This is a genomic window from Rhizobium acaciae (genome assembly GCF_025941625.1).
GTDB classification, from domain to species: Bacteria; Pseudomonadota; Alphaproteobacteria; order Rhizobiales; family Rhizobiaceae; genus Rhizobium; species Rhizobium acaciae.
The window spans coordinates 613,185-625,730 of sequence record NZ_JAPCZO010000001.1; the positions used below are offsets into that span (position 1 = coordinate 613,185).

A 12,546-nucleotide genomic window follows, 5' to 3' on the forward strand; every position below is an offset into this window, starting at 1 on the left:
AAGGGAGGAACGAAACATGCAGGAGAACCACGCCGCAAGACCATTGCAGCCGGGAGATCGCGCGCCGAACGTGGTGCTGGATGCGATCACCCGCCAGGGCAAGGTCGCCATCGACGATTTTCGCGGCCAGAAGCCGGTGCTCGTCGGGTTGTTCCGCGGATTGCATTGCCCCTTCTGTCGCCGGCAGATCGCCGCCATGGCCGAACTCACAGATGCCTTGCAGGAGAAAGGCATCGACAGCCTGACCGTCGTCAACACGCCGATCGACCGCGCCCGCCTCTATTTCCGCTACCATCCACTTCCCAATCTGCTGGCGGCGTCAGACCCGGACCGGGTATCCCACAGGGCCTTCGGCCTGCCGAATCTTCAATTCACCGAAGATGAGAATGAGTGGCCGCGCAAAGTCGGCATGAACACGGTGATGTCGATGCGCATCGACATGCCGGGCGAGCTTCCAGCGCCTATGGACCCGATGGCGGCGTCGGAATTCCTCGACAAGGCGGACGGCTATGAAATCACCGAGGATGACAAGCAGATGATCGCCGCTGGCCGCGGCCAACTCGTCGGCGAATTCCTGCTCGATCGGGATGGCATCGTGCGCTGGTGTTTCACGGAAGTCGAGGAGGATGGCCGCCATATGTTCGGCGGTCCCGCCCCCCGGGAAGTGATGTCGGCAGCGTCGAACATGGCTGTTTGAAGCGAATGAGGCCGTGCTTGAAAGGTCGGACGATTGAACAAGGCGAGCAATCCCCGGTCCCGCGTGATCGCCCTTATTCCATCCTGAACTTGGCGTGGCAGGTCGTGCAGGTCTGGAGCATCAGGTGGAACGCGTGTTCCGCCGGCATTGCCGACAGCTCCTGCTCGTTGCGGACGTGGGTGCCGAGCGGCCCCCCGCCCATCATCTCTCCAGGCTTCATGCGCATGCTGGCGGGCATCTGTCCGGGGTTTTTCTCCGCGGCGGCATCCAACGCGACCGCGTAGTCGCGCAGATCGTTCGCAAGGCGGTCGAACCGGTCGCGTTCTTCGAGGATGCTCGGCCTCGCCTTCGACTGCCGACTGTCGGCCTCGGAGGCGAAATGTGCGGAGAGAACGCCCCCGGACCTGTCGCGGATGGTGTCGGCCGCCCATTTGAACTCGCTGGCCTTGTAGGTTGTAGGATCTTTGAACATGCCGGAAATCGTCTTCGCCGCTACGGCCATGGCTTTCATGTCCGCCTGTCGACGGGAGACGAGGTCCTCCGCGGCTGGCGACGGAACCCCCACCATCAGGACTGCTCCCACGATGGAGAGCGGTCCAACCTTCTTCATGTAAGCGGTCTGTTTCATAAACACTGCGTTCCAAACCGGGACATGCCAGTTGCTCCGGATATCCGTTCTCATCTGGGCAGGAAGAGGGCGGACGCAGACCGCCCTACCCGATCACGCCGCCATCTTGCGGCAGCTATCGGCGCAACGGCGGCAGGCGTCGACGCAGCTCTGCATACCGCCCACCCGCTCACAGTCTTCAGCGCACTGGCCGCAGATTTCGGCGCATTCCCGGCAGACATGCTTGTGGTGCTCCGAGCCGATCAGCATAAAGTGCGCAGAGGTCCGGCAGATCTCCGCGCAGGCCATCATCAGCTTGAAGTGCGGAGGCTTGGTATGTTCGCCGCCCAGTTCCAGGCAATGACCCATGGCCATTGACAGGCATTCGCTGTAGCAGGCGAGGCAGTTGTCGATGCAGGCTTTCATTTCAGTCGACATGTGATGCATGGCTCAATCTCCTACTTGGCTTCCTTATCCACCCACTTGGACATCTCTTCGATCTCCTTTTTCTGGGCTTCAATGATCTTTTGGGCCATCTGCTTGGCCTCTGCATTGTCGCCATACTTCAGTTCGACCTCCGACATGCTGATCGCGCCCATGTGGTGGGCGATCATGCCGCAAACGAAGGAGACGTCGGCGTCCTTCTGCATCATCCCCTGCATCATGTTCATGTGCATACCCTTCATGCCGTCCATCGACGCCTTCTGGTAGTCGGTCATCTCGCCCATCGGCATGCCGCCCGAAGGCATGTCCGCCTTCGACATGTCCATGCCTTGGGACTTGCATTTCTCCGGATAGGCCATCGTCGACTGGGCGGAAGTCACCGACGGCAGGATTGCGTAGGAAGCGGCGACTGCCGTGCACAAGGCAAGCTTGGTAAATGTCTTCATGTTTCGATCTCCGAAAACTGGTTGATTGCTTCCGTCTCAGCCCGCCTGAAATCGGGGCGGCGGATCGATCGCACGGATCAGCAGGAGCGGCCTGTCGACGGACTGCGTCCGTTCATGCCTCCCCGGTTCGAAGCGCGGAGCCGCGACCTTGGCAGGTTCCGGAAGGATCGGACAGCAGTGCATCGCCGAACAGCACCCGGCCTGCGTGCCGTAGGCATGCCCCACATGGTGATCACGCTCCCCCACGACGGCACAGTGCTGGCTTTGAAGGGTGCTCGGCGCCGCGGCCATGCCGAAAGGATTCGCCGCCATCAGGAGAGCGACGACCAAAAGCTGAGCGTACCGGAAGATGCTTCCAAGTCTCATTCGGCTGGGTTCCCTTCCGGAGCCGAACTGCCCGGCAGCCGCAATGTTCCACATTACCAGTGATCTGTGGCAGCCTTGCTTTTTGGCAACGGCCGATGAGGAAGCATTAACCGTCGCCGGCTAGTCTGCGCCTCTCGCTCGGAAAAATTCGATGAAACCTGGCTATTCGCTAGCCCAGATAGGACTTCACTGGCTGGTCGCCCTCCTGGTGCCGGTCCAGTATCTGACGGGCGGCAGCATCGAGAGAACCCACCACGCCGTCCACATGGGCATGACGCCGGCGTACTGGGACGTCGTCCAGCACCATCTCCACAACTACGCGGGAATGGCGACCGGCCTGCTGATGGGCCTGCGGCTGGTTCTTCGTCTTCTTCAGCCCTCCGAAACCAGCGCACCCAGCACATGGAGTGGGCGAGCAGCCGCGGCGCTTCACCACGCCTTCTACGCCGCGATCATTGGCCAGGCCTGCATGGGCCTCGTCGCGAGCTACTTCTGGTTCGGGATTGCGCCGTACCACGTCGTCGGATCGAGGATCATCCTGGCGATGGTGGCGCTGCATCTCGCGGCGGCGATTTGGCACACGGTCGTCGCCCGTGATGAGACGGTCGACCGGATGGTGTTCCCGCGCCGGAAGCGGTCAGCCGACGATCTGTAAGGTAACCAGCGTCAGCACGACGTAGCGGCCGGTCTTAGCTGAGAATACCAGGATCTGAACGGGACGAGCGGTTCCGTGCCACATAAAGGACGCGAACATCGACGACAGATGAGTCGCAATTGAAATCGAACTGCATTGCCTGTAGTTCGTGGAGCATGGGCAAGATGTACCGAATCGCAATGAGCAGGCTGCTCGTGATGATGCGGCTGGTGATGATCGTATCACTGGCGGGGTACTCGCTGTCTAACGCCAGCGCCGCCATGCATGGCTCCTCCTTCCCCGAGGCGGCAGCGGTACTGTCCGAGTCCGAGGCAATGCAGCACCACGATAGCCATGACATGACGAAGATGGCTGTCCATGACCACTCCCAAGGCGACGTCAGTGATGACGCAGATGGCCTATCGAAGCCTGTCAAGCAAGAATGCTGCAAGGATTTCTGTGGCGGGCTCGGCATCATTTGTGAAGGCCAGGATGACGGCGGACCCGTCGTAACCTCGATCCGGCAGTTCATCGACGACCGAACAACCCTTGGCGAGCTGCCGCCCCTACACCGTCCCCCGAATATCTGAATAGAGACCTACCCGTTTGATCGGGTCTAGTCGGACGCTTGCCTGCTTCGGGGCGAGCGCCCCGTAGGCTATCTCCCATTCGGAAATTTCATAATGAAACCCTCGCTTTTCGTGGTGGGGCTGCCGCTTATCGTCGGCGGCTGCGCATCCACACTTCCTCCCGACGTGGTGGCGTTTCCCGCCGCGGTCGACCAGCCGTCCGTACCTCCGGCGGCATACCGGTCGCCGATCGCAGGCTACGTCGCCCGCCAGCCGGTCGATCCCAAACCCTGGCGCAGACAGAACGATCTGCAGTCTCCCATGAATGGAGATGGCTCATGATCGGCACCAGAAAACTGATCTTGGCGCTGGCATTCCCGCTCGCCTTGAGCGGCTGCGTGACAGGCGCCGAGTATTCCCGCAAGGAGGCCGGCTTCATCTCCGTTGCCAACAAGACCGCCACCGTCACGGCGAAAGAGACCGTCTGGATCCAGAATCGGAACCAGGCCCGATCGGCCGCCGCACAGGTCACAAGCCTCCTCGCTCGAACAAAGACCATCGACGCCGAGACGGCCGTCCAGATCGCGCTGCTCAACAACAAGGGCCTTCAAGCCGCCTATGCCGATCTTGGCGACAGCGCCGCCGACGCTTGGCAGTCGACGATGTTCCTCAACCCGACTGTAGCCGTTGGCTTGACAGGCATCGGGACGCCCGGGTTAGAGGCCTTCAAGACAGTCGAAGGGGCAGTCGTCACCAACATCCTGGCGCTTGCCACGAAGAAGCGTGACATCGAAATCGCTGACACGCGGTTCCGGCAAGCGCAGTTGAACGCTGCTGTGCGTACGCTTCAGCTTGCCGCCGACACCCGTCGCGCCTGGATCAACGCCGTTGCTGCCTGGGAGAACGTGGGCCAGTTACAACGCGCCCAGGCGACTGCCGATGCAGCCTCCGAGCTAGCACAGAAGCTGGGCGAGACCGGAGCGATGACCAAAGGCGCTCAAGCTCGCGAGCATGTGTTTGTAGCCGAGCTTGCGGGCGAAACCGCAAAGGCACGTCTGGCGGCCCGGCTGACAAAGGAAGAGCTTACGCGCCTTATGGGGCTTTGGGGCTCAGACCTCGACTATCAAGTCCCGAACAGCCTGCCGTCCCTGCCAAGGGCTGTCGTCAAGCGCGATACCATCGAGGCGGAGGCACTTCGCAACCGTATCGATCTGCAAGTTGCCAAACTTGAGTTGGAGGCAACCGCTCGCTCCTATGGGCTGACAGATGCAACTCGGTATGTGACCGATCTGGAAATCCTGACGGGGCTTGAAACGGAACGCGAAATCGAGGACGGCGACAAGAAGGTCGACACGACGGGATTTGCCGAGCTGGAATTCGCGATCCCAATCTTCGACACCGGCAAGGCCCGGATGCGCAAAGCCGAGCTTGGCTACATGCGTGCCGCCAATGAGTTGGCCGAGAAAGCCGTCAACGTCCGTTCGGAAGCACGCTCCGCCTACGAGGCCTACCGCTCGAACTACGACATCGCGCGGCACTACCGCAACAGCGTCGTGCCGCTGCGAACGAAGGTCGAGGAGCAATCCCTGCTGACCTACAACGGCATGATCTCGAACACCTTCGAGCTGCTGACAGACACCCGCGACAAGATCAACTCCATCCTGCTCTCCGTCAACGCGAAGCGAGATTTCTGGCTGGCCGAAGCCGATCTGGCTCCCGCGATCTACGGCGGCGGCGCGACGCAGGCGTCGGCAGCGACCGAGGTCGCCGCTGCTTCCGAAAGCAGCGCTGGCGGCGGTCATTGAGAAAGGACACACCATGTTCAACAGACGACAACTTTTTGGAGCCAGCGCCGCTCTGCTCACCACAGCCGCCTGGACGAAGACGGCGGCGATGGGCCTGCCCGACGCACCGACTATGGAATCGGCGGACATGCAGCCGCCCATCCACCCTGCCTCGGGTCCGGACTATCAGCCCGTGGTCACCCTCAACGGCTGGACCCTGCCGCATAGGATGAACAATGGCGTCAAGGAGTTCCACCTGGTCGCCGAACCGGTCGAACGCGAGATGGCAGACGGTATGACCGCCTATCTGTGGGGCTACAACGGACAGTCACCGGGACCGACGATCGAGGCGGTCGAAGGAGATCGCGTCCGCATCTTCGTCACCAACAAGCTGCCGGAGCACACGACGATCCACTGGCACGGCATGCTCGTACCATCGGGCATGGACGGCGTCGGCGGCCTGACGCAACCGCATATTCCAGTCGGCAAGACCTATGTGTACGAGTTCGACCTCGTGAAATCCGGCACCTTCATGTACCACCCGCATTCCGACGAGATGGTGCAAATGGCCATGGGCATGATGGGCTTCTTCGTGATCCATCCGAAAGATCCCAAGTTCATGCGCGTCGACCGAGACTTCGTCTTCCTGCTCAACGCCTACGACATCGACCCCGGCTCCTACGTGCCGCGGATTATGGAGATGACCGACTTCAACATGTGGTGCTGGAACAGCCGCGTGTTCCCGGACATCAGCCCTCTCGTCGTGTCGAAGAACGACAGGGTGCGCGTCCGCGTCGGCAACCTGACGATGACCAACCATCCGGTCCACATGCATGGCTACGATTTCGAGGTGACCTGCACCGACGGCGGCTGGGTGCGGCCGGAAGCGCGGTGGCCGGAGGTGAGCATCGACATCCCTGTCGGCGCGATGCGTGCCTACGAGTTCGACGCCAAGTATCTCGGCGACTGGGCGATCCACTGCCACAAGTCGCACCACACGATGAACGCCATGGGTCACGATATCCCGACCTTCATCGGTGCGGACAAATCGAAGGTTGCCGAGAAGATCAGGAAGCTGCAGCCGGAATACATGCCCATGGGCACCAAGGGCATGGCCGACATGGGCGAAATGGAAATGCCAATCCCCGAGAACACCGTTCCGATGATGACCGGTTGGGGGCCGCATGGCCCGATCGAAATGGGCGGCATGTTCTCGGTCGTGAAAGTCCGCGAGGGGATCTCGGCAGACGATTACTCCGATCCGGGTTGGTACGAAAACCCACCCGGGACCCAGGCTTGGGAATGGACTGGCGAATTGCCGGACGCGACCAAGGCCAAAGACGCGAAAACGCAAATCACGCCGAAACCGAAAAACGGCTGAGGCTCAACCTCCCACATCCAAAAAAGGATTTACGCATGAAGAATTATGTATTGGCACTGGCGCTGGTCGCCCTCGCATCGCCTGCCCTCGCCTCCGGCAATCACGCTGGCGGTCACGGTGAAAAAATGGCCATTGGCGAACCTGGCGATAAAGCCAAAGCAACGCAGACGATCCGCGTCACGATGAAGGAAACCGACGACGGGAAAATGCTGTTCACCCCCGCTGTGTTCAACGTCCGCAAGGGGCAGACTGTCAAGATCGCGATCAAGAATGCCGGAACCGTCGACCACGAATTTGTGCTCGATCAGGAAGACAAGATTCTGGAGCACAAGAAGGTCATGGAGAAGTTCCCTGAGATGGAACATGCCGACGCCAATTCCATCCGCCTTCCGGCTGGTCAATCCGGCGAGATCGTCTGGAAGTTCACCACCGACGGCGAATTCAAGTTCGCTTGCCTGATCCCCGGCCATTACGAAGCCGGCATGCACGGCGACGTCACCGTCGCTGGGAAATAATCCGCAAAAAGGAGCTACGAACATGAAAACTGCCATGATCAAAATCAGCGTGGCCGCCCTACTCTGCGCCAGTGTGGCCTTCGGTGCGTTCGCCCAGGAATTCACCAAGGGTGTCGTCAACAAGATCGACGCCAAAGCGAACAAGGTGACCATCAAGCATGAGGATCTGAAGAACCTCGACATGCCTGCGATGACGATGGTTTTCCGGGTCGAAGACCCGGCTCTGCTCGAAAGACTGAAGGAAGGCTCGAACATCGAGTTCGTCGCCAAACGCGTGAATGGCAAGCTGACTGTCACTGAAGTAAAATAGTGGGCTCCTGCCGCCCGGCCCCGATCCGGGCGGCAGGACATCAAGGAGTGGAGACGATGCACCGGAGAAGCTTTATTACAATGGCGGCATCCGCCCTGGCGTTCCTTGGCGGAGGGACACGCGCCGCCGCGCCGGCGAAGATGACGGTCTACAAGGACCCCAACTGCGGCTGCTGTCATGAATGGTCGCAGGCGATGGCGGCAGCAGGATTTTCCCTCGACGCTCGCAACACCGACGACCTTGCAACGGTCAAGGCGCGGTTGGGCGTGCCGGCCGACGTGCAGGGATGCCACACCGCCGTCGTCGAGGAATACTACATCGAGGGACACGTGCCGCTCGAGGCCGTCCAGCGCCTGTTGCAGGAGCGGCTGCCGGTCCGAGGGCTGGCCGTGCCGGGCATGCCGTCCGGCTCGTTGGGGATGGGCGACGACCCGCAGGCGTCCTATGACGTGTATGCGATCCCCTCGGGAACCGGCGCGCCATATGTATTCCTGGAAGTCCGTCCCCGGAGGGGCTGACGTTGCGATCGATCAGGAAACCGGAGCAGGCCCCCTCCGCCGGAATGAGACTGATCGACCGGGATGGCGTCGTGCGCTGGTGTTTCACGGAAGTCGAGGAGGTCCCGCCTTGCGGAACAAAACTCTCATGTCGATGTTGTCATTGTGATGGCATGGCCATGGGAGGTACTCATGCGGAAATCTCTTCAGTTCATACTGGTCGGCTTGGCGGCCATGACCGGGTTGACGATCTCGCCGACGATCGCGGCCGCCCAGGATATGGAGTTGCGGATCGGCCCCGGTGGAGTCGGCGTTTACGAACGTGATCGATATGAAAGATATGATCGGCGCGGACCACGCGGCTGCGATCCGGACGATGCTCTCGACATCGCACGCAGCGAAGGACTTCGCAGGGCACAGATCGTCCGCATGTCCCCGCGCAGCATCGTCGTCCATGGGATGACGCGCCGCGGACCGGAACGAATGGTCTTTGCGAACCGGCGCGGCTGCCCGGAAATCTGACCGCGGTGTGAGCTGGCGGACGCCCGGGCATCGAGATCGCGAACGAATGCGGCCGTGGGCTTATTTCGACCCGGTGCGGAACCTTTTGGCACTCTGGGAATTGCTGGCAGGTAGCCCGGTGCCCGGCCGTGGGCTTGCATGCATCCGACGGCATAATTCCTTGGATAAGAGTTAATTCAAGGAAGAAATTACACAGAAAATTCAAATCATTACAGCGTCTTTTTTACGTCTTGAAAGACACGCGGCGCTGTAAACACACCATGGGAGGATTTATGATGATGAGCGGTCCAATGAAGGCGCTTCTCGCCGTTCTTGCCGTTGCCGGTTACCAGAATAGAGACAAGATCGGGGAACTGTTGCGCGGCATCCAGAACCCCCAGCAGGCCGGCGCGGGAAACCAGCAGCCAGGCGGGCTTGGGGGCCTTCTCGGTGGATTGGCCGGTTCGGGCGGTCTTGGCGGCCTTCTCGGTGGCCTGACGTCCGGCGGCATCGTCAGCGGCGGTCTCGGCGATCTGCTGAAGACGTTTCAGCAGAATGGTCACGGTGACAAGGCGGAGTCGTGGGTACAGCCCGGTCCGAATGCCGACATCGATGACGGCCAGCTCGCGGAAGCACTCGGTCCGGACGTTCTTGACGAGATCGCTGCCAATACCGGCCTTTCGCATCAAGAGATTCTGGGGCGACTGAAGCGCGATCTTCCCAAAGCGGTCGACGACCTGACACCGAACGGAAAACTGCCCACCGCCGAAGAGGATTTCTTGTCTTCCGCGAGCCAATTCACCACCTCCGCGCGGCCCGGCACCATCTAATCTCGGGCCGTCTTTGAGGCGCGCCGGCGTCACTCCGGAAGGCCAGCCTTGCGGTAGCCGTCGACGAAATGCTCAAGCGTCCGAGCGTCGCGGAATGGCTCGGTCGTCGCCCAGTGGCGGGTTGAAAAATGCGGGTTGGCGACGAGGAACAGTTCGGCCTCGGCGCGCGCCTCGTCGAGCCGGCCGAGCTGGGCAAGGCTTGCCGCCAGGAAACGGCGTGAGCTTGTCCGATAGGTCTCGTCTCTCCGCAGCGTCTTGACGGCGGCTTCGTATTGGCCGGCGGCATATTGCGCCTGGCCGAGCGTCAGATAGTACCAGCTTGCCGGAAATGGGTTCAGCCGGAAGGCCTTGGCAATATGCTCAAGGCCCTCCTCGACCCGCCCGGCGAGGACCACGATGTCGGATAGCGCCGCAAAGGTGTCGGCCTCGTTCGGGTCGAGTTCGATCGCCTTCGCGAATTCCGCATCCGCCTCGGCAAAGCTGCGCTCATAGGCAAGCAAGTAAGCCAGGATCCAACGACAACCGGCGTCATTGGGATCGATCACTACCGCTTTGCGCGCCAGCTCCAAAGCAAGGCTACGGGTGGGTTGCGTTGGTCCGCCGGAATGCACCTCTCCCATCCAGTGGTTCATGGCAAGCCAGCGATAGGCCTCGGCATAATCAGGGTCGAGGGAAATCGCGCGCGTCAGCATCAGATGCGCTTCCCGCGCAGTCTGCGGCGTATCATCCATCAGCCTGCGCGCCCGCACGCAGAGATCGTAAGCTTCGAGATTTTTGGGCCGATTGCGCGGAGGTAATGTGCGTAGCCGGCCGAGCAGCGCTTCGACGATCTTGCCAGTCACCTCGTCCTGAACGGCAAAGATATCTTCGAGGCTGCGATCGAAGCGTTCGGCCCATAGATGATCGCCACTTGCCGCATCGACCAGTTGGGCGTTGATGCGCACCTGTCCCGCTACGCGTCTTGCGCTGCCCTGTAGCAGGTAGCGCACGCCGAGCTCCTCGGCGATCTCGCGCACATCCCTCGACTTGCCCTTGTAGGCGAAGGCCGAGTTGCGGGCGATGACGAACAGGCCCGGCATCCTGGAGAGGTCGGTGATCAGGTCTTCTGTCAGCCCGTCTGCGAAGGATTCCTGCTCGAGATCATTGCTGATATTCACGAATGGAAGCACTGCTATCGATGGTTTGTCAGGCAGCGGCAGAGGTTTTCGCCTCACGCCGCCAAGCTGATTGATGGCCCCTGTGAAGCGGTAGCCGACCCGCGGCACCGTGGAGATCCATTCACCGCCGTCGGCCGCCGGACCGAGCAGCTTGCGCAGCTGGGCGATCTGAACGGTCAGGTTGCCCTCCTCGACTGATATGCCCGGCCACGCCGCGTCCATCAACTCGGCTTTGCCGAGAATTTCGCCGGGTCGTTCGACGAGTGCTGCAAGCAGCTTGACCCCGCGGTGGCCAATGGCAACGGGATCATCGTTCCGAAGGAGCGTTCCAGCCCCCGGATCAAGCACGAACGGACCAAAGGCAAAACGCGATCCCTGCATGGGGCGCATCTATAATCGGTTTGGACGTTTTTGAGAACTTTTTGGGAAAGCTTAAGTACGACGCTCACCCTGTCCTGCAGAATTCGTCCTCTTTCAGGTGAAAGGCCTCCGGCCCTTCAAACCCTATGGAGGTTGATTGTGAACGATATTTCCTGCGTGGAGCCGGCGGACGTGTCGGATCGACACTTGCACGGCACGACATCGCCGCGAGCGGATCGGATCTCATGGGCCGCGATGGCGGGCATCATCGCGACCGTCACGGTATTTGCCGTGGCGCAGGGGCTGACCTATCCGCTGCTCAGCTTCATCCTGGAGCGGCAAGGGACGACATCAGGCCTGATCGGCTTGTCGGCGGCGATGACGCCGCTCGGTTTCATTCTATCGGCGGCCTTCATTCCGGCTCTTTCGCGGCGCGTGGGTGGGGCGCGGTTGGCGATCCTATGTTCGATCCTGGCCGCGCTCACCCTAATGACGATTGCCTGGGCGCAGGACGTCTGGGCCTGGATGCCGCTGCGCTTCCTGCTCGGCGTCTTCGCCAATCCGCTTTACGTGATCAGCGAAACCTGGCTGATCTCGATCACGCCGGCGCCACGCCGGGGCCGGATCATGGGACTCTATTCGTCGATCGTTTCGGGCGGCTTCGCCATCGGCCCGCTGTCGCTCTCGCTCACCGGCACTGATGGTTGGCCGCCCTTCGCGATCGGCATTGCGGCCTTCCTCCTCTGCGGCCTGATCGTGCTTGCGGTCGTCCCACGCCTGCCCGACATGCCTGGTGAAGGCGAGGCAACAACAGTGGGCCGCTTCTTCGCGCTGGCACCGCTGCTGTTATTTGCAGTTTTCACCGCTGCCGCCTTCGAGCAGACTCTGCTTTCCCTCTTCGCGGTCTATGGCGCAGCACTCGGCAGCGCCGAAGAGCGCATTGCGTCGCTCATCACCTGTTTCATCGCCGGCAATGCCGTGCTGCAGATTTTGCTCGGGCGCTTGGCCGAACGGTTCGGCTCGACGCGGATGATGCTCTTCTGCGTCCTGGCTTGCGTCGCCAGCTGTCTGCTGCTGCCGTCGGCCTTCAATTCGTGGCTTATCTGGCCGCTCGTTTTCGTCTGGGGCGGGGTCTCGTTCGGGATCTACACCCTGTCGCTGATCCAGCTCGGCGAGCGTTTCACCGGTCAGGCCCTGATCGCCGGAAATGCGACCTTCGCCTTGGTATGGGGCATCGGCGGCATCGTCGGCTCGCCCGCGACAGGACTGGCGATGCAACTGATCGGACATCAGGGTCTGCCATCGTCCCTTGGCCTGCTCAGCTGTGTGCTGGCGGTGTTGCTGATGGTCAGGGGATGGCGGGGCTGATCGAGGCACCTGCTCGTGCCGCTCTGCCCCGGCTTCACCTGCCGGCCCTTTGCGCAGAAGAATTGCCATTTAATGCATAA

General features: G+C 61.3%; 17 protein-coding genes. 13 read left to right on the plus strand and 4 right to left on the minus strand.

All coding sequences use genetic code 11. The annotated features are described in order from the left end of the window. Nucleotides 1-16: 16 nt before the first annotated feature. Nucleotides 17-697, plus strand: a complete 681-nt coding sequence (locus OLZ32_RS03065) for a peroxiredoxin-like family protein (RefSeq protein WP_017988354.1) — start codon at nt 17-19, stop codon at nt 695-697. A 73-nt stretch (nt 698-770) separates the two neighbouring features. Here the strand turns inward: OLZ32_RS03065 and OLZ32_RS03070 are convergent, their stop codons facing one another. The 3 genes from OLZ32_RS03070 to copM form a co-directional block, all read right to left on the minus strand. After that, on the minus strand, nt 771-1,325 hold the full coding sequence (locus tag OLZ32_RS03070) for a cytochrome c (protein WP_003539710.1): 555 nt from the start codon (nt 1,323-1,325) through the stop codon (nt 771-773). A 93-nt stretch (nt 1,326-1,418) separates the two neighbouring features. Beyond that, on the minus strand, nt 1,419-1,751 hold the full coding sequence (locus OLZ32_RS03075) for a four-helix bundle copper-binding protein (RefSeq protein WP_264395518.1): 333 nt from the start codon (nt 1,749-1,751) through the stop codon (nt 1,419-1,421). An 11-nt stretch (nt 1,752-1,762) separates the two neighbouring features. Then, entirely contained in the window at nt 1,763-2,194 is a 432-nt protein-coding gene (gene copM / locus OLZ32_RS03080; RefSeq protein ID WP_264395519.1) for a CopM family metallochaperone, read from the minus strand. A gap of 225 nt (nt 2,195-2,419) precedes the next feature. Here copM and OLZ32_RS03085 point away from each other — a divergent pair, with 225 nt between their 5' ends. The 11 genes from OLZ32_RS03085 to OLZ32_RS03135 all read left to right on the plus strand — a co-directional run bounded on the left by OLZ32_RS03085 (nt 2,420) and on the right by OLZ32_RS03135 (nt 9,581). Continuing rightward, nucleotides 2,420-2,623 carry a hypothetical protein gene (locus OLZ32_RS03085; protein ID WP_264395520.1) on the plus strand — a complete coding sequence of 68 codons (204 nt, stop codon included), beginning with the start codon at nt 2,420-2,422 and terminating at the stop codon, nt 2,621-2,623. Between the two features lie 88 nt (nt 2,624-2,711). Further along, on the plus strand, nt 2,712-3,215 hold the full coding sequence (locus OLZ32_RS03090) for a cytochrome b (RefSeq protein WP_264395521.1): 504 nt from the start codon (nt 2,712-2,714) through the stop codon (nt 3,213-3,215). Nucleotides 3,216-3,370: 155 nt separating this feature from the next. Further along, the gene (locus tag OLZ32_RS03095) at nt 3,371-3,784 is read left to right on the plus strand and encodes a hypothetical protein (protein WP_172643628.1); all 414 of its coding nucleotides are present in this window, start codon (nt 3,371-3,373) and stop codon (nt 3,782-3,784) included. 93 nt (nt 3,785-3,877) lie between these two features. Further along, nucleotides 3,878-4,105 (plus strand): hypothetical protein, encoded by a 228-nt coding sequence (locus OLZ32_RS03100; RefSeq protein WP_264395522.1) that lies wholly within the window; start codon nt 3,878-3,880, stop codon nt 4,103-4,105. Continuing rightward, on the plus strand, nt 4,102-5,568 hold the full coding sequence (locus tag OLZ32_RS03105; RefSeq protein ID WP_017988351.1) for a TolC family protein: 1,467 nt from the start codon (nt 4,102-4,104) through the stop codon (nt 5,566-5,568). Before OLZ32_RS03100 ends, OLZ32_RS03105 begins: the two co-directional genes overlap by 4 nt. A 13-nt stretch (nt 5,569-5,581) precedes the next feature. Further along, nucleotides 5,582-6,928, plus strand: coding sequence for a multicopper oxidase family protein (locus OLZ32_RS03110; protein WP_017988350.1), 1,347 nt, complete (start codon nt 5,582-5,584; stop codon nt 6,926-6,928). Between the two features lie 35 nt (nt 6,929-6,963). After that, nucleotides 6,964-7,443 (plus strand): cupredoxin domain-containing protein, encoded by a 480-nt coding sequence (locus OLZ32_RS03115; protein ID WP_003539697.1) that lies wholly within the window; start codon nt 6,964-6,966, stop codon nt 7,441-7,443. 22 nt (nt 7,444-7,465) lie between these two features. Next, nucleotides 7,466-7,753 (plus strand): copper-binding protein, encoded by a 288-nt coding sequence (locus OLZ32_RS03120; protein WP_264395523.1) that lies wholly within the window; start codon nt 7,466-7,468, stop codon nt 7,751-7,753. Between the two features lie 56 nt (nt 7,754-7,809). Further along, a complete protein-coding gene (locus OLZ32_RS03125; RefSeq protein ID WP_017988349.1) occupies nt 7,810-8,271 on the plus strand; it encodes a DUF411 domain-containing protein in 462 nt (153 codons plus the stop codon). Nucleotides 8,272-8,442: 171 nt separating this feature from the next. Beyond that, on the plus strand, nt 8,443-8,772 hold the full coding sequence (locus tag OLZ32_RS03130; RefSeq protein ID WP_011651998.1) for a hypothetical protein: 330 nt from the start codon (nt 8,443-8,445) through the stop codon (nt 8,770-8,772). A gap of 275 nt (nt 8,773-9,047) precedes the next feature. After that, nucleotides 9,048-9,581, plus strand: coding sequence for a YidB family protein (locus OLZ32_RS03135; protein WP_026159889.1), 534 nt, complete (start codon nt 9,048-9,050; stop codon nt 9,579-9,581). Between the two features lie 29 nt (nt 9,582-9,610). Here OLZ32_RS03135 and OLZ32_RS03140 read toward each other — a convergent pair whose 3' ends face one another. Further along, complete coding sequence (locus OLZ32_RS03140) at nt 9,611-11,119, minus strand: winged helix-turn-helix domain-containing tetratricopeptide repeat protein (protein WP_017988347.1); 1,509 nt, start codon at nt 11,117-11,119, stop codon at nt 9,611-9,613. Between the two features lie 138 nt (nt 11,120-11,257). On the opposite strand from OLZ32_RS03140, the gene OLZ32_RS03145 reads away from it, so the two are divergent. Then, nucleotides 11,258-12,466, plus strand: a complete 1,209-nt coding sequence (locus OLZ32_RS03145; protein ID WP_264395525.1) for an MFS transporter — start codon at nt 11,258-11,260, stop codon at nt 12,464-12,466. Nucleotides 12,467-12,546: the final 80 nt, after the last annotated feature.

What these genes read in the sequence shown, in the direction of transcription:
- OLZ32_RS03115 (WP_003539697.1), top strand. Translation starts at nt 6,964, where the DNA reads ATGAAGAATTATGTATTGGCACTGGCGCTGGTCGCCCTCGCATCGCCT.
- OLZ32_RS03135 (WP_026159889.1), top strand. Translation starts at nt 9,048, where the DNA reads ATGATGAGCGGTCCAATGAAGGCGCTTCTCGCCGTTCTTGCCGTTGCC.
- OLZ32_RS03125 (WP_017988349.1), top strand. Translation starts at nt 7,810, where the DNA reads ATGCACCGGAGAAGCTTTATTACAATGGCGGCATCCGCCCTGGCGTTC.
- OLZ32_RS03130 (WP_011651998.1), top strand. Translation starts at nt 8,443, where the DNA reads ATGCGGAAATCTCTTCAGTTCATACTGGTCGGCTTGGCGGCCATGACC.
- OLZ32_RS03120 (WP_264395523.1), top strand. Translation starts at nt 7,466, where the DNA reads ATGAAAACTGCCATGATCAAAATCAGCGTGGCCGCCCTACTCTGCGCC.
- OLZ32_RS03140 (WP_017988347.1), bottom strand. Translation starts at nt 11,119, where the DNA reads ATGCAGGGATCGCGTTTTGCCTTTGGTCCGTTCGTGCTTGATCCGGGG.
- OLZ32_RS03110 (WP_017988350.1), top strand. Translation starts at nt 5,582, where the DNA reads ATGTTCAACAGACGACAACTTTTTGGAGCCAGCGCCGCTCTGCTCACC.
- OLZ32_RS03085 (WP_264395520.1), top strand. Translation starts at nt 2,420, where the DNA reads ATGGTGATCACGCTCCCCCACGACGGCACAGTGCTGGCTTTGAAGGGT.
- OLZ32_RS03065 (WP_017988354.1), top strand. Translation starts at nt 17, where the DNA reads ATGCAGGAGAACCACGCCGCAAGACCATTGCAGCCGGGAGATCGCGCG.
- OLZ32_RS03105 (WP_017988351.1), top strand. Translation starts at nt 4,102, where the DNA reads ATGATCGGCACCAGAAAACTGATCTTGGCGCTGGCATTCCCGCTCGCC.
- OLZ32_RS03095 (WP_172643628.1), top strand. Translation starts at nt 3,371, where the DNA reads ATGGGCAAGATGTACCGAATCGCAATGAGCAGGCTGCTCGTGATGATG.
- OLZ32_RS03075 (WP_264395518.1), bottom strand. Translation starts at nt 1,751, where the DNA reads ATGCATCACATGTCGACTGAAATGAAAGCCTGCATCGACAACTGCCTC.
- OLZ32_RS03070 (WP_003539710.1), bottom strand. Translation starts at nt 1,325, where the DNA reads ATGAAACAGACCGCTTACATGAAGAAGGTTGGACCGCTCTCCATCGTG.
- copM (WP_264395519.1), bottom strand. Translation starts at nt 2,194, where the DNA reads ATGAAGACATTTACCAAGCTTGCCTTGTGCACGGCAGTCGCCGCTTCC.
- OLZ32_RS03100 (WP_264395522.1), top strand. Translation starts at nt 3,878, where the DNA reads ATGAAACCCTCGCTTTTCGTGGTGGGGCTGCCGCTTATCGTCGGCGGC.
- OLZ32_RS03090 (WP_264395521.1), top strand. Translation starts at nt 2,712, where the DNA reads ATGAAACCTGGCTATTCGCTAGCCCAGATAGGACTTCACTGGCTGGTC.